This is a genomic window from Bacillus paramycoides (genome assembly GCF_001884235.1).
Lineage (GTDB): Bacteria > Bacillota > Bacilli > Bacillales > Bacillaceae_G > Bacillus_A > Bacillus_A paramycoides.
The window spans coordinates 19,318-37,561 of the sequence record NZ_MAOI01000075.1 but is presented as its reverse complement, the minus strand read 5'-3'; the positions used below and the strand labels follow the sequence as shown (position 1 = coordinate 37,561).

Sequence of the window (18,244 nt, the reverse complement as noted above, 5' to 3'; positions counted from 1 at the left end):
ATTTATCCATAGATGGAGGAGAAAAGGTGAAGAAAATAGCAATTGTAACAGGGGCAACTCGTCTTAATGGAATTGGTGCAGCTGTATGCAAGGTGCTTGCTCAAAAGGGGATAGACATTTTTTTCACGTACTGGCCTCGGTATGATAAAGCAATGCCGTGGGGAATGAATGATCAAGAACCTTTTTTATTGAAAAAGGAAATTGAAAGTTATGGCGTTCGATGTGAAATGGCAGAAATCAACTTATCGCAGTCTTATTCGCCTAATCGTGTATTGTATATGGTATCAGAACGATTAGGCGAACCATCTATTCTTATTAATAATGCAGCTTATTCTACTCATACGAAAATTGAAGAGCTAGATGTAGAACAGTTAGATAAACATTATACGGTTAATGTTCGCGCTACTATGTTATTAAGTTCATTATTTATTAAACATTTTTCACTCAAAACGAGTGGAAGCATTATTAATCTTACTTCAGGTCAGTCATTGGGGCCAATGCCAGATGAACTTGCATACGCAGCAACGAAAGGAGCAATAGAGGCATTTACAAAGTCAGTGGCACCAGTTGCTATGGAGAAGGGGATTACAGTCAATGCTGTGGATCCAGGACCAACGAATACAGGATGGATTACTGAAGAATTACAGCATCATTTAGTATGGAAATTCCCGCAAGGAAGAGTTGGAGAATCAATGGATGTTGCGCGCTTAATTTCCTTTTTAGTAGGTGATGAAGCGAAGTGGGTTACTGGGCAAGTGATTCATTCGAATGGTGGTTATTCATAAAAATATTATGTTAACAAAGTTGAGAAACAAAAAAGTTGGCTTATTTTATTTTTTTTGTATAAATAAAATGTCAAAAAAGAGAAAAAGTTGATATGAGAGTATATTGCCACATGTAGATCACAATTCTTTATGTGACAATATACTCTTTTTCTTTTATTACGTAGTAGAAAAATAGGGTAGAAGAAACTCGAATATTAAAATCATTTTATCATTTTTTGTACGTATTATTATGAAGATTACTGTCGGAAAGATGGTGATTCGTGTGAAAAGGAATTTTTTAATGGAAAATAGAATCGTAAAGAGGAGGATAAAATTGTAAACATAGGGGGATTTTTATGAAAATGAAAAAAGTCGCTATCGCTTCGATTACAATTGGTACAATGCTTACTATGGCAGCTTGTAGTACCTCCACGGATAAAGATGCAGCGAAGAAGGACCAAGCAACTGCACAAAATGAGGAACAATCAAAAACGACAAGTGCAGATGAAGCGTCAAAAACAACGAAAGATACTGAAAAAGACACAAATACTTCTTCGAATGAAAAAACAGATAAGGATTCAAAAAATACGAAAGAATCATCAAGCACAGAAAGTAACGGCAAAACGTCTACTCAAAATCAAAATGGCAAAACGAAAGAAAAAGAAACGACAGGGAAAACGAATGATCAAACTACTAGTGGAAAAGCAACAGATCAAAGCACAAGCGCAAGTACAAGTACAGACAATAATGGGAAAACAACGAAAGATCCGAAGAAAAACGTTGCTGTGAAAACAAATGTGAAAGAAGTAGTTGTACTAATTGAAAGCTTAGACAAGCAATTAGCGGCAAACCCTAAATTTGAAACAGTTAACAAACTTGGAAAGCAAATTAATGAGAAGTGGGATGTAATTGAAAAAGAGTTAGAAGCATCACATCCAACCGAGTATAAAACAATTGGTCAAAGTATGTATCCGTTAATTGTAGGAGCGGAAAAAGAAAAGATAGATGTTAAGAAAATGAAGTCATTAACGACAAAAACGAAACAAGATTTAAATCAATTATTAACGAAGCTTTCATAGTTTCAAAAGCCTACTCGTGTGAGTAGGCCTTTTTAGTTTGTTGAAGTAGTGTGTGGGCTCGTTATTTATTGTTCTTTTCAATTATGATACGAAATGAATCGAACGCTTGTTGAATGACATAATTTTCTTTACTCACTTTATAAGGAAATGGAAAAGCAACTAGCTGGGAAGATGAAAAGTTTCATGAATTATCCACTTTAATTAAATATTCATAGTATGAAACATGAAGACAAAAATATCTGCAGAGGTGAGGTGAATAAAGAATGCTTTCCAAGTATTTTTACAATGAAACGCAAATGCGTCCTTTAGGAGGGCAGGGACCTGCACAAAGTACTATTCAAGCTGTTCATCAGGCTATACAAGCACAGCAACAAGCATTACAATCACAACAAATGCAACAAAGTTATTACCCATCACAATCGTATTACCCATCACAGTCGTATTATCCATCACAATCGTATTACCCATCACAGTCGTATTATCCATCACAATCGTATTGCCCATCACAGTCGTATTATCCATCACAGTCGTATTACCCATCACAATCGTATTACATGATGTAGATTATACAAGGATGGATTTTATTTTTGATCGTTACTGTATGAAACTGTATATGTTTTATAGCGAACAATGACAAACAGAAATAGCTCTTTGATGGGAACAAAAACCTTTTTAGCTTGATGGGGATAGGACATTGCCATCAAGCTAAACTCATATAACGTCAATGATAAGCGAGATTGTTTGATCTTGTAATCTTTTTTTGTTCTTTTGTTAGCTGACGAATAATCACATGGATTGGCACTTTATCAGTCATTCCTACATAAGCATTGGATATTTTACATGTTTGTCCTGGTTGAAGAGAGTTCATTAAGACCGTCATATTTATTTTGTTAGCTTGATAGCTATGGGGGAGGAGCAGCAAAAAAATATTTTCACATAGGTAGTTTATCGAAGGTTTTACTATTCCTAATGTGGAATAGAATCTTATCCAAGCATTACTAATTTTTTTAGGGGGGATTGTAATGAAATTAAGGATCACCACTTTGACATTAGCTACAGCCTTAACATTCGGTACTCTAGCAGGAAACAATGTGTCTGCGGAAACAAAAACAACATCTAGCTCAACTCAAACAGAAAAAAGTTATTTGATTGCCTTTAAGAAAGATTTACCTAGCAATTATCAATCTATTATTTCGAATGCAGGTGGGCAAATTCTCCGCGTCATTCCTGCCATCGGAGCAATGGAAGTAAAGTCAAGTAACCCTTCCTTCTTGGATAACTTGAAAGGGGTTTCATCTATCCAAGCTGCAAATCAAGAAGTTTTCCACGCTTTAGATAAAGAAGAAATAAGGCCAACCGCAGCGGACGGAAAGCCAGTAACGGATATCCCGCAGCCAGAAAATATAGACAGCTATTGGAATTATCAATGGGACATCAAAAATATAACAAATGATGGTGCGTCTTATAAGCTGAATGGAGGAACAGGAAAAGGAGCAACAGTCGGTGTAATCGACAGCGGTATCGATGCGAATCATCCTGATTTAATAAAAAACTATAGTGGTGGTCAGAATTTCGTACCAGCTGGTGCGGATGAAACTGAGAAAGGTGATCCTGCTGATGTGAAGGATAGGGGAGGACATGGAACTCATGTAGCAGGCTCAATTGCAGCAAATGGAAAACTAAAAGGGGTTGGACCAGATCTTAAAGTTCGTTCATATCGCGTTTTCCCCGAATCTGGTAGTGCACCGACAGCTTGGATTGTAGACGCTATTGTTGCGGCTGCAAATGATAATGTTGACGTTATAAACATGTCTATCGGTGGATTTGATAGCATGAAATACTATGATAACGGAAAAAAATATAGCGATAATGCGGATGTTCTTATTTGGAAGCGTGCAATTCAATATGCCGTACAAAAAAATGTAACAGTCGTAGCGGCAAGTGGAAACGAATCACTCAATATGAATGATAAGAAAATGATAACAGATTATTTAAATAAGGAGTATGGCTCAGACGATCTTATCTTTAAAGGGCCTTATGTAGAAACTCCGGGTCAAATTCCGGGTGTAATTAATGTATCTTCTTCTAATCAATGGTCAACTGATAAAATTGCATTTTACTCAAACTATGGAAACAGTTTTATTGATGTGGCAGCACCAGGCGGTGATAACGGTCCTGTATATGCTGAAACAGGCGATTTAGCACAGCGAGATTTCCATTATCGTACATTAAGTACATGGCCAACTTATTTGGAACCATATTTCACTTCAGATCTGCATAACTATGCTTTAATGCATGGAACATCAATGGCCTCGCCAAAAGTAGCGGGAATTGCGGGGGTTATTAAAGCGGCTCATCCGACATATTCTCCTGCACAAGTAGAGAACTTAATTAAACAAACAGCAAAAGATTTCGGTAAACCAGGACATGATGCATTATTTGGATCTGGAGAAGCAAATATTTATAATGCGTTATTAAAAATAAAAAAATAATAAAAAAGTGGGATAGCACCTATCCCTATTAAGTTCAGGTACCTGTTGTTCCAAAAAATGGGCAGAATCTATATTGATAAATATCAAAGGATAAAAATCTCGTTTTCGGAGTACTTCAGAATATTAGTTTGATGGATATGTGGAGGTAGGCTACAAAAACATAAATTTCATACTTAAACAAAATTTGAAAAAAGAAAAAGATTGCCTCTTAAGAGGCAATCTTTTTTTAGCGAGAGTGTCTTAAAAATAGTTGAATTGCTTGTTCAGGTACATAGAATTTCCCGTTACTTTCTACAATGATGCTTCCTAGTTCATAATCTTTTCCATCGATACAGATAATGTTTTTATTAACAGACAACTTTGCCTCCGTATTATTGCGTTTTACTACAAGTACAGGGTTTGCTACATCTTTTTTATCAATTGTTACTTTTGCACCAATTTTTTTAAATGATGTTTCGGCATTTAAGAATAATTTCTTCGTTATGTCTCCTAATTGGAAGCCCATTGCTCTGGCCATTGTCTTTGCAATGTCCGTATTTTGAACTAAACCGTATGGCTTTTGAGGCCCGTAAGAGTGTAAGAATACATCTTCACCCGTATGACCACCAGTTGTAAAACCGAGGTTCGCACGGTTAGCCAATAATGTAGTAAGGATTGGACCTACATCAGCTTTCTTTTGAGCAGCTTTTAATTTTTCACTTTCATTATTAGTTAGGTTGTCTAAACCGTAAAGAGCAGCGACCTCTTTTATATTAGATAAATCATCTTTTAGTTTATTTGTAGCACCTTCAAGTGTCATTTTCGCCTTTTTCAGTGGGGTAATGAAGGCTGATACTGGTGTGGTATCATATCCTTTTGTAGTATTGCTGTTACCAATGGAAAGACCGCTATTTCCATGATCGGTTACAGCGATGACCATAGTATTACGATCTTTCTTCGCAAACTTTAACGCTGCCGTAACCGCATCATCAAATGCCAATACATCGCTAATCATCCCGATTGGGTCATTTGCATGTGCTGCCCAATCTGCCTTACTGCCTTCTACGAATAAGAAGAAACCATCTTTATCTTTTGATAAAGTTTGAATTGCTTTTTCCGTCATTTGGGAAAGAGTTGGTTGTTCAGGATTGGTTGCTGCACGATCTATATCGAATGCAAGTGCATTACTGGAGAAAGAGCCCCAGATTTTATTTGATTTGGAATTTAATAATGCATCCTTTGTTTCGACGAAGTCGTATCCTTTATCTTGAATCACTTTTACTAAATCTTCTTTGTCTTTACGAATACCACTGCTTGTCGGAGGCAGAAGTGCTGCCTTTCCACCGCCTAATACAACATCTATATTTTGATAAACTTGCTGTTCACCAATTACTTCAAAATTTTTGCGGTTAGCATGGTGGGCAGAGAAACCAGCAGGAGTAGCATGCTGAATTTCTGATGTAGCAATAATTCCCGTTGCGCGTCCTGAACGTTTTGCACCTTCTAAGACGTTGGCAACTGGACGGAACTTGCATTCTTCTTTGACGAGTTCTAAGCCAGGCGAATTCACAACAGAAGGTAATACGCCCACATAGCCTGAATTTGATTTATTGCCTGTCGCTAAAGCTGTGGCTGCTGGTGCAGAATCCGTAATAGCTGATTCTGCCGAATACGTACGAACACCTCCTGATACAATTTGATCGAGTGCAAGAGGTGCCCCTTTATACCACCTGGCCAATGTTGTGACAGAAGAGCTTGTCCCATCCATAACCATGATAATTACGTTTTTTGGTTGTTTCTCTGCTTTTTTCGCCGCAGCTTTTACTTCATTACCACTCATCATGCTTCCTGCAGCTAATGAACCTAGTGTTATAGTACTGGCTAAAGTTAGTCCTAGTATCTTTTTACAAAGATTAGTCATTGTTGTCCCTCCATAGATTGTTTTCGGCATCCCAATCTAACGTTCGTATGTAAACATAGTTTTGATTTTTTCTATTTGTTAGTAGTACCCCATTGCCAAGAAACTAACAAAAACTATTGAGTCAAAATGGTGAACACAAAAAGTTAAATGTAAGCTAATTCTTCAGAAAAATCTTCTCATCACATAAAGCCTTCTTGTATTCTTAAGTTGTACCTTCTTTCCTATAAAAAGAATCTTCTCTTTATTTTATGGGAACTATTTATAAAAAGGATGGTGGGAAGAATGACAATCGATCGCGTTTGTACAATTGGACCAGTAAGCAATAATAAAGAAACATTAGCTCAGTTAATAGACAATGGTATGAAAATTGTTCGGTTAAATTTATCACATGGCACGCATGAAAGTCATAAAGATATCATTCGTTTAGTAAAATCGTTAGACGATTCTATTAAAATTCTAGGGGATGTACAAGGTCCTAAAATAAGATTGGGTGAAATAAAAGAGGAACAAATTACACTTGTAGCAGGGGAGTTATTTACTTTACATACCAATCCAGTTCAAGGGAATAAAGAAGAAGCAAGTGTTGATTATGTGGGGATTGCGAATGACGTAAAAGTTGGAAGTAGAATTCTTATTAATGATGGAGAAGTTGAGTTAATTGTTGAAAAGGTAAGTACGGAAAAAATAGAAACGAGAGTAAAAACAGGTGGCAATATTTCCTCTCATAAAGGGGTGAACTTACCAGGTACAATCGTAAGTTTACCAGCTATTACAGAGAAGGATAAAAAAGATATTCAGTTTCTTCTAGAAGAGGATGTTGATTTTATTGCGTGTTCTTTCGTACGAAAACCTAGTCATATAAAGGAAATACGAAATTTTATACAAGAGCATAAAGAAACTTCACCAAATTTAATTGCAAAAATAGAAACGATGGAAGCGATCGAGAATTTTCAAGATATATGTAAAGTAGCGGATGGAATTATGATCGCAAGGGGAGATTTAGGCGTGGAATTGCCGTATCAAATTATACCGCTTTTACAAAAAATGCTGATTCGTGAGTGCAATCGAACGAATACGTATGTCATTACAGCGACACAAATGCTTCAATCTATGGTAGATCATTCTATTCCTACAAGAGCTGAGGTGACGGATGTATTTCAAGCTGTACTGGATGGAACGAATGCAGTTATGCTTTCTGCTGAAAGTGCGTCAGGAGATCATCCAATCGAAAGTGTGAAAACGTTGCGTCTCGTTTCTGAATTCGCAGAGCACGTAAAAAAAGATGGTCCTTATGCTATGAAAGATGTACTTGAATTGTTGCATAAGTCGCTTTAGTATAAAAATTTGCATTTATCGTTTATAGTATTAGTTGGATACTTATACTGAATCAACAAGAATTTGTTGTTCTTTCTGTATGAATTCAACTTTTTTATGGAAAGATATGTTAGTGAGTATACGATTTGAACGTTCTATTTTTTAGAGTGTGATAGGAGGAGAATGAATATGTCAGATATTGAAGTAGGCGAAGTGTTTAGCCTTAGCGATGAAAATAATGAAGAGCAAGATGTTGAAGTGCTTGGAGCGATGGATGTTGAAGGAGCAGAATACATTGCAGTTGCCTTTGTAGAAGACATTCAAGCGGAAACAGAGGAAGACGTTGATATCTTCTTTTTAAAAGTAGAAGAAGATGACGAATTCTCATACATTGAAAGTGATGAGGAATTTGAAAAAGTATCTGCGGCGTTTGAGAAGATTATGGACGAGCAAGGACAAGAATCATAATAGTTAGACAAAAGAGGGAGATGCATATCTGCCCTCTTTTTTGTATAGGGTTGAAAAATCTTTCGTTAACTGCTATTTTTCAATCCGCTATAAATCATACGCTTCTTTTGTGTTCGTGGAAGCGGCATCTAATAGAAGGAAAATCGACGCTATAATATATATAGCGATTCGTATATAGGGAAAGAAAGCAACTAGAATAGTGAGGATTCCTATATAATTAGCATAGGTTTTCATGCCTTCTTTTTTAGCTAATAAAATAGTAATGATATGTAGAGTAATTACTATAAGTAATGGTATCTCGGATAAGTCAACTATTCCTTGAAGTAAATAACAAAGAATTAATAACAGATGGGAAATACCTGTAGTCCACTTTAATGTTTTTACGACTTCCTTCAAAGTAAATTCCTCCTAAATATGCTCGTATGAATATATTACCAAATATAGTGGATGCATAGATATGTTTTTGTGATTTACGTTAAAATGTAATGATAATTATGTTATGTAAACTAATTCAATCTTTATTTATTCATTCATTAGAAAAACCACCCAAAGGAGGGTGGCACGTATTATATATAGTTATTAAATGTGTTATTTTCTAAAGAAGAGAGGGGAATCTTTACTTCAGTGCCTTCCTTCATATTTCGTAGCACAACGGTTTCTGTAGTAATTTCCTCTTCTCCAATAATAAGTACATACGGGATATTTTCTTTATTGGCGTAATTAAGGGCACGCTTTAATTTACGACCAGCTAGTTCAAGTTCAACTTTTAAGGAAGTTGTAGCACGTAATTTTTGGGCGATTTGTAAACATTGTAATTCTGTCCCGAGTGGAATGATAAATAGATCTGCCGTAGATGCTATCGTTTCTTGTTTTTGTAGCGCTGTATAAATAACATCTAAACCGAATGAAATCCCTACAGTTGGATAGCTCATATTATCACCACGGAAGGCTCCGATTATATTGTCATAGCGACCACCACTACCAATACTCGATGTGATACTTCCATCTTTTAAAAAGATTTCATATATAGTTCCTGTATACATTGTGAGTCCTCTTGCTAAAAACGGGTTGAATATAGTACTTTCTTTAATTCCGAGAGCGAGTAAATATTGCTGTAATTGCTGTAGTTCATTTACTCCATTTGTAACGAGTGTATTATTGAACGCTTTTTCAAAGTCAGTAATATCAAACTCTATGCAAGATTGCACTGTATCACATATTATTTCTACTGTTTCTTCTATAATTCCGCGGTTTTGCAAATCTTTTCGAATGCCATCAATGCCGATCTTTTCAATTTTGTCTAATGATAAGATAACATCATTCGTTAATTCAGTAGGAATGTTAATCGACTCGAGAATACCAGTTAATAATTTTCGATTATTATATTGAATTTGTACATCTAAGTTTAATGTACGAAAAAGTTCAAATGCCATGCCCATTAATTCAGCTTCTGCAATTACAGACTCTACACCAACTATATCAACATCACATTGTATGAACTCACGAAATCTCCCTTGTTTAATTGGACCATCTCGAAATACTTTTCCAATTTCATATCGTTTAAAAGGAAGGCGGATATTTGGGTTCATCGCAACAACTTTAGCGAATGGAATTGTTAAATCGTAGCGTAAGGCAAGCTCACGTTTTCCTTGATCTTGAAGCGTGTATATTTCTTTCAAAATCTCATCGCCACCACCATATTTATATGCCATAAGTTCGTACATATTTAATGTTGGAGTTTCTAAAGGTTTACATCCATATCGTTCAAATGTATCTTCACAAGCTCTTTTAATTTTATTTCGTAATACTTGTTCCTCTGGTAAATAGTCTTTTGTTCCTTTTACATTTTTCATTTCCATTCTAATCACTCCTCTTTTAAATTAAAAAAAGCTATGCAGGTATAAAAATACCCACATAGCTTTATGAACGCTTCGTGGGTCAACAGGAAAAGCCCTGTACCCACGAAGAAAAATTTTTCTTCGGATACACGGCGTTACGTATGATGATGAAGTTGGAAAGAAGTATTAAAAGTTCGCATTACAAATCTCTCCTTAATAAGTTTTTTCAAAAGTATAACAGAAGATTTTTGAAATATCAATATTTTCAGTTTTGAAAAATGAGTGAAGTTATGCAGGGTAATTTAAAAAAGGTGTATAATAAAAGAAATCTTAATAATATGAAATAATTTTTTAAGGAGAAACTCATGAAAAAAGATAAAACAAATGCGATGCGAATATTAGATAAAGAAAAAATTGAATATTCGATGATGTCATATGATCCGGACGATGGGAAAATTGATGGTGTTTCAGTTGCGGGAAAAATTGGTAGGGACGTGAGAGAAGTATATAAAACACTTGTCGCTCAAGGGAATAGTAAAGAATATCATGTTTTTATAATCCCGGTAGATGAGGAACTGAATTTAAAAGCAGCCGCAAAAGCAGTCGGTGAAAAGAAAATAGAAATGATTCCCGTTAAAGATATTACGAAAGTTTCAGGATATATTCGCGGTGGTTGTTCACCAGTAGGAATGAAAAAGTTATTTGCTACATGCATTGATGAGAGCGCCCAATCACTTGAAACGATGATCGTTAGTGGCGGGAAAATTGGTGTGCAAATTGAGCTTAAAGTTGAAGATTTGGCGAAAGTGACGAAAGCGAAATTTGGTGAAGTAACGAAATAAATATACATAGAAAAAGAAGTTCTAGTTTACTGGAACTTCTTTTTGTTTTATGAGGATGTTTCCTAATAGTTGATTTTGTTAATTGAAGTTGACTTCAAATCCATATTTTGTCTGAAATAAAAGCATATAATAAAAGTATGAGGTGATGATGTGGAAGAGATAAATATTCATAAAATAATTGCGGTTAAGAGGAAAGAAAAAGGCATTACACAGGAAGAATTGGCAGCGTATATCGGGATTACGAAGGCGTCTGTTTCAAAATGGGAAACGGGGCAAAGTTATCCAGATATTACATTTCTACCACAGTTAGCATCGTACTTTAATATAAGTATAGATGCACTAATAGGGTATGCTCCACAAATGACACAGGAAGATATTAAAAATTTATATCATAGACTTGCGCAAGCCTTTAGTGAAAAGCCGTTTCATGAAGTAATGATGGAGTGTAGAGAAATGATAAAAAAATATTATTCCTGTTTTCCTTTATTACTTCAGATGGGCGTACTATTTATTAATCACCATATGTTGACGGAAGATACGGATGAAAGAATTGAAATAATAGAAGAGACGATTCATCTTTTTAATCGAGTACAGGAAGAAAGTCAGGATGTTTTTCTTGCTAAAGAGGCAGCCTCGTTAGAAGCGACATGTAATCTTATATTACAAAGGCCGAATGAAGTTCTACATTTGCTCGGTGAAACGATACGTCCTAACCTTCCAGATGAAGAGCTAATAGCGCAGGCGTATCAAATGCTTGGGAATGCGCCAAAGGCGAAGGAAGTGATGCAAATTAGTATGTATCAGCATTTAATGCGACTAGTTGGGGTAATACCAAATTATTTACTATTAAATGCATCAAGTGTGGAAAGGGTAGACATCATTTTAAATAGAGCATTTATACTTATAGAAATTTATAATCTAGAAAATTTACATCCTAATATGACTTTGAAGCTCTACTACGCTGCTGCACAAGTATACTGCATGCAAGAAAACTATGAAAGTGCGTTGGAAATGTTACGTAAATATGCGACCGTTTGTGGTGCTAGTTTTACATTAAATAGTCTACAATTACACGGGGATTCATATTTCGATGCAATTGATTCGTGGTTTGAGGAGTTTCCACTTGGAGCGAAAACGGTTAGAAGTGAATCCGTTATTAAAGAAAGCATGATGCAAAGTATTATAGAGAATCCACTCTTTACTCCTTTGAAGGAATTGTCAGCTTATAAAAGTATCGTAGCGTCATTGAAGTTTAAATTAAGTATAAAAGAATAGATATGTTATTGGGATTTTATTAATGAATGGACCAAAATAGAAGGGGATGAAAATATGAGTTTTGAGGAATATGAAGTAGTCATAAATAACGGTGTAACGTTACAAGCTACAATTACAAAGCCAAGAAGTGTTGGGAAATATCCCGCTGTGTTAATTATCGCTGGATCTGGCGAAGTTGATCGCGATGGAACAATAGTGCCACTGAATATGAAAGTGAATATGTATAAAGATTTGGCACATTTAATTTCGAACCTCGGAGTAGTTACATTACGTTTTGATAAACGTGGTGTTGGAGCAAGTGAGGGTGAATTTATGAAAGCTGGGATGTGGGATTTAGTATCCGATATAGAAGCTGTTATTGCGTATTTGAAAGAGCAACCTTTTGTAGATTCGGAAAAAATCATTTTAGCTGGTCATAGTGAAGGATGTATGTTAGCGACGGTAGTCAATGCAAAAACACCAGTTAATGGGCTTATATTACTTACGGGAGCTGCGGAATCGTTAGAAGAAGCTACTAAAAGACAAAGAGAGATTATTTATAAGGAGTTAAAAGAGCAGAAAGGAATAAAAGGAAAGTTAATGCGTCTTCTCAATATTGAGAAACGAGGAGAAAAGCAGGCACAAAAAGTAACAGAGAAAATGATTAACTGCAAAAAAGATATTGTTAAAATTGGATTTAAGCCAATGAATGCAAAATGGCTTAGAGAGCATTTTCAGCATGACATTTATAAAGATTTAATGAAAGTAACGTGTCCAGTATTAGCAATTGCTGGTGATAAAGACTTTCAGACAGATCCCGAAAAAGCGAAGCGAATTGGTAATTATGTTAAGGGTGATTCTGAAGTACATGTAATAAAAAATATGGATCATACCTTAAAATATTTTGAAGGTGATTTTAAAGCGTTGGAATTTAAAAAGATTTATGCGGAAGGAGCAGCTAAGCCACTTCATCCACAGTTGCAAGAAATTGTTGTGAATTGGATGGATGCGCATTTTGTTAACAATAAAGAGTTCACATTACATGAGGTCTAACAGTTATAAAAACATATGAAACTATCACTTTTGAATAGTGATAGCTTCATATGTTTTATTATTTAATAAGGTCCCCACTCAATATTCACGCCAACAATAAGAAAAATAAGTCCAATTATAAACCAAATGAGTGCAAGGGGAGCCATAAAACGAATCCATTTCCCGTAAGAAATGCCACTTGCTGCGAGTACGCCCATTAAAACGCCAGAAGTTGGATTTAAGCAGTTTACTACGCCTTCTCCAAGCATAACCGCTTCTACAGTCACTTGGCGTGTAATATGCATTAAGTCTGCTAGAGGCGCTAAAATAGGAATGAAAATAACAGATTCTCCTGTTCCTGATGAAATAAGGAAGTGTAGTGCGGCGCTTCCGATATACATTCCCATAACGCCGAATATAGGACTTTGTCCTTCAAGAAAATGTGCTAGTTGGTTAACGATTGTATCAAGTAGTTTTCCTTGTTCTAAAATGACTGAAATACAACGAGCCATTCCGACGATCAAAGCACCATATATGAGTTTTTGACATCCTGCTAGAAACGTAGAGGCGATATCATTTGCTTTCATACCACCAATGAGCCCAGCTGCAATTGCTATAAAAATAAATGTGGCAGTCATTTGTGAATCCGACCAATGTAGACGAAAAGCCCCTATTAAAAATGCAATTAAAGATAATGACGTAACTAGTAATATTAATTTATGGCGAATTGTCCAAGAGACATCTGTTTTATTTGTTTCTTCATTATTATTTGAAAGTCCGTTGCTTGGAAACCAGTTGTTTCCGAGGATACTGCCTTTATTCGGTTTCTTTAAACGTTTGACATAAAAATGTATATACAAAATCGTAGCAATTAAAAAAGATATATAGATTGCGACACGCAAACCAATTCCAGAAAACATCGGAAGTTCTGCGATTTTTTGTGAAATGCCTAAAGGTGAGGGAGATAATAAAGTAGCATTAAAACCAGCATAAGTGCCTAAATAGATGATTGCTACACCGACGATAGCGTCCCATTTTAACGTGCGTGCAACGATGATCCCGATGGGGATGAAACCGATAACTGAGTTAACGATAATGCCAGTTGTGCCAAGAATGGAAAAGAGTGCTGCGACAATGCAAATGAAAAGTAGTTGCTGATTACGAAATTTGTTAATAACATGATAGATTAAGCCATCAAGAGCACCTGTTTTTTCGAGAATAGCAATTGCGCCACCGGTGAATAAAATTAAAAAGATAATTGGGGCAGCAAGTGTCATTCCTTTTTCAATGGCAGTAAAAAAGGAAACAAACCCTACAGGAGATTGCGGAACAGAATGATAGCTTCCTGGTATCGTTGTGGTAATGGCGCCTTTTGTAACTCTTTTGAATTCTCCAGCAGGAACAAAATAAGTTGCAATTGCACAAAGTAAAGCGATAAAAAATAATAGAACATATGCATCAGGCATTTTAAATCTTGATTGACTAGGCTGTTTTTTCGTCTCGGTTTGTAGTTGCATGAAATCCCTCCTTCTTTCACATGGTTAAGTTTTAATATTCTGAATTTTCTTACGTGTGATAGATTATAATAAAGCTTTCTCCTTAAAGCAATAGTTTTTAAAACTACTTTTTTTCTTATTTGGCTTTTACTTCATATACAAATTATTACAACATTAGACAGGGAAACGAAAAAAATCCAAGAATATGTAATATAAAAAGAAATAGGAAAAGAGGGAAAGAGATGTGGAAAACTACTGATCTATGTGATGAATTTGAAAATGAATTACAAATATGTCGCCAGTCTTTTCAGTCTTATGGGAAGAAAGAGCAATTCTATGGAAAAATTGCAACAGTAAAAGTGAAGGATGATAATGTACTAGTAAAAGAAGGATTACAAACAATACCAGAAGGAACAGTATTAGTTGTTGATGGTGAGGGCTCTACAAATTGCGCGCTACTCGGTGATAATTTAGCGGCTATTGCGGAAGAAAGAAATTTAGCAGGAATTATTGTGAATGGTTATGTTCGTGATTCTAGAGAGCTGAAAAATATTAATATCGGTATTTTAGCATTAGGGACGATGCCAAATAGAAGTATAAAAGAAGGAAAAGGAGAAAAAAATATTCCATTGCAATTTGGAAAAGTTGAATGGAAACCGAATGAATATGTTTATGTGGATGAAGATGGAATTATTGTTAGTGAAAAGAGCTTACATAGTAAGTAGTGAGTTCTATTAATTAAAGCCTAATAAGATAGTTTTATAGGGAAATAAATCTAATAAAACATGGACAAAATCCTTTGTCAATAGTAAAATAATACAGAAATTTATAATTTACAGAATGTATAGGTTTATCGTTTTACGATAACTTGAAATGGAAGTAAATTTTGCCTAGAAAAGTGAATGTTATCACAATGGTGCGTTCATAAACGAAATTATTGTTCCTATACAAATATAGCCGCGAATCATGCGGATAGGAGGTGTTGTGCGCTTTTTGTTCGACACTTACAAAAAAAGAGTGTCAATCGCACGCCCTTGAAGGGCCTTTTTTTGTGTGAATGTTAGTAAAGGGAGGAATAATTGAGGATGGCAATGTTAAAGAAATGGCTGCTTACATCATTAATGGCAGTCGCACTTGTATTTGTTTCTTTTACGAATTCCGTACATATTGCGTTTGCTGAAGGAAAAACAGCGAAACTTGTAATTGTTGGTGAATCACAAAAAGGAATTATGTTATGTCCGAAAGAAGTTTCCATTGAAGATGGAGAAACAGCTCTTAGTTTGCTCCAAAAAGTAATGGGGGACAAAGTTACATCTGAAAGTATGTCATTTGGAACGTATGTAAAGGGCATTGATGGATTAATGGCTGGAGCAACGAGCGGCTGGATGTATGATGTAAATGATAAATCTGCAGAAGTTGGTGCGGATAGTTATAAATTAGAATCTGGGGATGTTGTTGCATTTCGTTACGTTTCAGACTGGAGCAATATGAGTCAAGAAACATTGAAAGAAACGTTAGATAAGTTCGGAACTTGTAAAACGGAAGAACCTAACGGCGAAACAAAACCAGAAGGCGAAAATGGTAAACCGACAGGCGAAACAAAACCAGAAGGTGAAAATGGTAAACCGACAGGCGAAACAAAGCCAGAAGGCGAAAATGGTAAACCAACAGGCGAAACAAAACCAGAAGGCGAAAATGGTAAACCGACAGATGGAACGCAAACAAATGATAAAACAAAAGAACAACCAAAGCAAGAGAATATTCAAATTCCAGCGGCACAATTAAACGAAGCAATTTCTAAAACGTCAGAAAAGATGTTACAAGATGGAATTGGTAGTGATTGGGTAGCGATTGGGCTTGCTCGTTCAGGTGTAAACATTCCGGTTGAAACGAAAGTAAACTATGTTAAGCCAGTAGCCGAAAAGGTTAAGAAGCGTTTAAATCGTTTTTCAGCAACAGATTTAGCTAGAACGATTATCATGATGAATGCAATGAATGTAGATCCTACAAAGATAGAGGGACAAAACTTAGTACAAAATTTGTTTGAATCAGATAAAGTGGATTCTGTTACAGGATACGCATTTGCTTTACTCGCATTTGATACAAAGAAATATGAGGTTCCAGTTGATGCGAAATGGAATCGAGTTGCATTATTACAAGCACTTTTACAGGCGCAACATACAGATGGCGGCTGGACGTATGATAGTTCAAGTAATAAAGAAAGTGCTAGTAACATTGATGTAACAGGTATGGTTTTATCAGCATTAGCTCCTTACCAAGAACAACAAGATGTTAAGCCAGTTATTCAAAAAGCTGTTGATTACTTATACAAGCAGCAGTTAGACAATGGTGGCTTTGCCGCTGATGGACAAGAGAATTCTAATAGTACTGCACAAACAATTATTGGACTATCGCTAGTTAAAGATGTAGATCACACTCGTCTTAATAAAGCAGTACAAAATTTAATGTCATACCAGCTTCCAAATGGTGAGTTCAAATGGTTACCAAAAGATCAAAAAGGTAGCGGAATGGCTACAGAGCAAGCATTTTTAGCTTTACTTCAGTTTAAAGATCTTGGGAAATCGATTTATGATTTGTCAAATGTATCAGGTAATGAAATCGATACGAAACCAATTGTAGAACCAGAAACAACTGTAGAAGAAAAAGAAGTTGTAGAACAGCCGAAACAACAAGAAGAGTTACAAAAACAACCAAAAGATGAAAATTTGAAAGTTGTTGTAGATAACGAACGAGTTAATAAAGAAACAAACAAGAATAAAAATCAATTACCAAAAACAGGAGCATCTTCTCATAGTGCAGCTACAGAAGTAGGTATGGGTGTATTATGTATTGCTTCTGCATATGTATTATGGAGACGTAAAGCAGCTTAACAAAAATTAGGAGCAATTATTTGCTCCTAATTTTATTATGAAAGGTGAGGGGCAGCATGAGTAAGATGAAATGGTTCATTTCTTTATTTCTTTCTTTGGGATTATTAGCCGGATGTGAACAAACAGCTGTAAAGCCTGAAAAGAAGGCAGAACCAAAGCAAGAAGAGCAAAAAGAAGTAGCGAAACAAGAAAAACAAAAAGATGATACGAAACCGGAAGAGAAACAAACTGAACCGGAACAAAAACAACAAGAAGAGCAGAAAGATAAGCAAGAACAAAAAGAAGAAAAAGCGCAGGAACAACCTGAAATAAAGAAAGAAGAGAAACCGAAAGAACAACCTGCTGCAAATAAACAACCAGAACAACAAAAAGTACAAGAAGAGAAGCAGCAACCGAAAGCACCAGAAGTAAAAGAAGAAGCAAAGGTTGTTAATCAGCCGAAAGAAACACCAAAACAAGAACAAAAAGAAGATCCAAATAAAGGCCAACAACAGGTAACTGTTCCGGCTCCACCGCAACCAAAACCAGAACCAAAGGCGGAGCCAAAACCAGAGCCGCAAGCGAAACAAGTTACTATCTCCGTAAAGGGTCATGAAGGATACTTATTAGGTGCGAAAAAGGTTGATGTACAAGAAGGCGATACAGTTTACAGTGTGCTACAGAGTACAGGACTAGAGGTTGATGCAATGGGCTCTAAAGACGGTATTTATGTAAAAGGTATTAATGATTTATACGAAAAAGATATTACTGCTACTAGTGGGTGGAAATATCGTGTGAACGGTGCTTTTCCAAACTATAGTGCTGGTGTAGTTAAAGTAAAACCAGGAGATACAATTGAGTGGGTGTTTGTATTAAAATAGGAAAGGATCTTCGG

General features: G+C 35.7%; 16 protein-coding genes. 12 read left to right on the top strand and 4 right to left on the bottom strand.

Annotation, left to right across the window (positions count from 1 at the left end):
• Positions 1 to 26 precede the first annotated feature (26 nt).
• The 4 genes from BAU28_RS15470 to BAU28_RS15450 all read left to right on the top strand — a co-directional run bounded on the left by BAU28_RS15470 (position 27) and on the right by BAU28_RS15450 (position 4,335).
• Positions 27 to 785 (top strand): SDR family oxidoreductase, encoded by a 759-nt coding sequence (locus tag BAU28_RS15470; protein ID WP_071719043.1) that lies wholly within the window; start codon positions 27 to 29, stop codon positions 783 to 785.
• A gap of 335 nt (positions 786 to 1,120) precedes the next feature.
• Positions 1,121 to 1,843, top strand: a complete 723-nt coding sequence (locus BAU28_RS15465; RefSeq protein WP_071719042.1) for a hypothetical protein — start codon at positions 1,121 to 1,123, stop codon at positions 1,841 to 1,843.
• A 263-nt stretch (positions 1,844 to 2,106) separates the two neighbouring features.
• The gene (locus BAU28_RS15460) at positions 2,107 to 2,406 is read left to right on the top strand and encodes a hypothetical protein (RefSeq protein ID WP_071719041.1); all 300 of its coding nucleotides are present in this window, start codon (positions 2,107 to 2,109) and stop codon (positions 2,404 to 2,406) included.
• A 459-nt stretch (positions 2,407 to 2,865) separates the two neighbouring features.
• Positions 2,866 to 4,335, top strand: coding sequence for a S8 family serine peptidase (locus tag BAU28_RS15450; protein ID WP_071719040.1), 1,470 nt, complete (start codon positions 2,866 to 2,868; stop codon positions 4,333 to 4,335).
• A 226-nt stretch (positions 4,336 to 4,561) separates the two neighbouring features.
• Here BAU28_RS15450 and BAU28_RS15445 read toward each other — a convergent pair whose 3' ends face one another.
• Complete coding sequence (locus tag BAU28_RS15445) at positions 4,562 to 6,235, bottom strand: alkaline phosphatase (RefSeq protein ID WP_071719039.1); 1,674 nt, start codon at positions 6,233 to 6,235, stop codon at positions 4,562 to 4,564.
• A gap of 282 nt (positions 6,236 to 6,517) precedes the next feature.
• Here BAU28_RS15445 and BAU28_RS15440 point away from each other — a divergent pair, with 282 nt between their 5' ends.
• Together BAU28_RS15440 and BAU28_RS15435 are read left to right on the top strand one after the other, a co-directional pair.
• Positions 6,518 to 7,570 carry a pyruvate kinase gene (locus tag BAU28_RS15440; protein WP_071719038.1) on the top strand — a complete coding sequence of 351 codons (1,053 nt, stop codon included), beginning with the start codon at positions 6,518 to 6,520 and terminating at the stop codon, positions 7,568 to 7,570.
• A gap of 168 nt (positions 7,571 to 7,738) precedes the next feature.
• Positions 7,739 to 8,017, top strand: coding sequence for a DUF1292 domain-containing protein (locus BAU28_RS15435; RefSeq protein WP_071719037.1), 279 nt, complete (start codon positions 7,739 to 7,741; stop codon positions 8,015 to 8,017).
• A gap of 87 nt (positions 8,018 to 8,104) precedes the next feature.
• Here BAU28_RS15435 and BAU28_RS15430 read toward each other — a convergent pair whose 3' ends face one another.
• Together BAU28_RS15430 and BAU28_RS15425 are read right to left on the bottom strand one after the other, a co-directional pair.
• A complete protein-coding gene (locus BAU28_RS15430; protein WP_071719036.1) occupies positions 8,105 to 8,413 on the bottom strand; it encodes a hypothetical protein in 309 nt (102 codons plus the stop codon).
• Between the two features lie 170 nt (positions 8,414 to 8,583).
• Complete coding sequence (locus BAU28_RS15425) at positions 8,584 to 9,876, bottom strand: histidine--tRNA ligase (protein WP_071719035.1); 1,293 nt, start codon at positions 9,874 to 9,876, stop codon at positions 8,584 to 8,586.
• 344 nt (positions 9,877 to 10,220) lie between these two features.
• Here BAU28_RS15425 and ybaK point away from each other — a divergent pair, with 344 nt between their 5' ends.
• The 3 genes from ybaK (at position 10,221) to BAU28_RS15410 (ending at position 13,004) form a co-directional block, all read left to right on the top strand.
• Entirely contained in the window at positions 10,221 to 10,697 is a 477-nt protein-coding gene (gene ybaK, locus BAU28_RS15420) for a Cys-tRNA(Pro) deacylase (protein WP_025148658.1), read from the top strand.
• A 150-nt stretch (positions 10,698 to 10,847) separates the two neighbouring features.
• On the top strand, positions 10,848 to 11,972 hold the full coding sequence (locus BAU28_RS15415; RefSeq protein ID WP_071719034.1) for a helix-turn-helix domain-containing protein: 1,125 nt from the start codon (positions 10,848 to 10,850) through the stop codon (positions 11,970 to 11,972).
• Between the two features lie 54 nt (positions 11,973 to 12,026).
• Positions 12,027 to 13,004 carry an alpha/beta hydrolase family protein gene (locus tag BAU28_RS15410; RefSeq protein WP_071719033.1) on the top strand — a complete coding sequence of 326 codons (978 nt, stop codon included), beginning with the start codon at positions 12,027 to 12,029 and terminating at the stop codon, positions 13,002 to 13,004.
• A gap of 62 nt (positions 13,005 to 13,066) precedes the next feature.
• Here BAU28_RS15410 and BAU28_RS15405 read toward each other — a convergent pair whose 3' ends face one another.
• Complete coding sequence (locus tag BAU28_RS15405; protein ID WP_071719032.1) at positions 13,067 to 14,500, bottom strand: YfcC family protein; 1,434 nt, start codon at positions 14,498 to 14,500, stop codon at positions 13,067 to 13,069.
• Positions 14,501 to 14,721: 221 nt separating this feature from the next.
• Here BAU28_RS15405 and rraA point away from each other — a divergent pair, with 221 nt between their 5' ends.
• The 3 genes from rraA (at position 14,722) to BAU28_RS15390 (ending at position 18,230) form a co-directional block, all read left to right on the top strand.
• A complete protein-coding gene (gene rraA / locus BAU28_RS15400; RefSeq protein WP_071719031.1) occupies positions 14,722 to 15,204 on the top strand; it encodes a ribonuclease E activity regulator RraA in 483 nt (160 codons plus the stop codon).
• Between the two features lie 360 nt (positions 15,205 to 15,564).
• Complete coding sequence (locus tag BAU28_RS15395; RefSeq protein WP_071719030.1) at positions 15,565 to 17,370, top strand: DUF4430 domain-containing protein; 1,806 nt, start codon at positions 15,565 to 15,567, stop codon at positions 17,368 to 17,370.
• Between the two features lie 56 nt (positions 17,371 to 17,426).
• On the top strand, positions 17,427 to 18,230 hold the full coding sequence (locus tag BAU28_RS15390) for a DUF4430 domain-containing protein (RefSeq protein WP_071719029.1): 804 nt from the start codon (positions 17,427 to 17,429) through the stop codon (positions 18,228 to 18,230).
• Positions 18,231 to 18,244 lie beyond the last annotated feature (14 nt).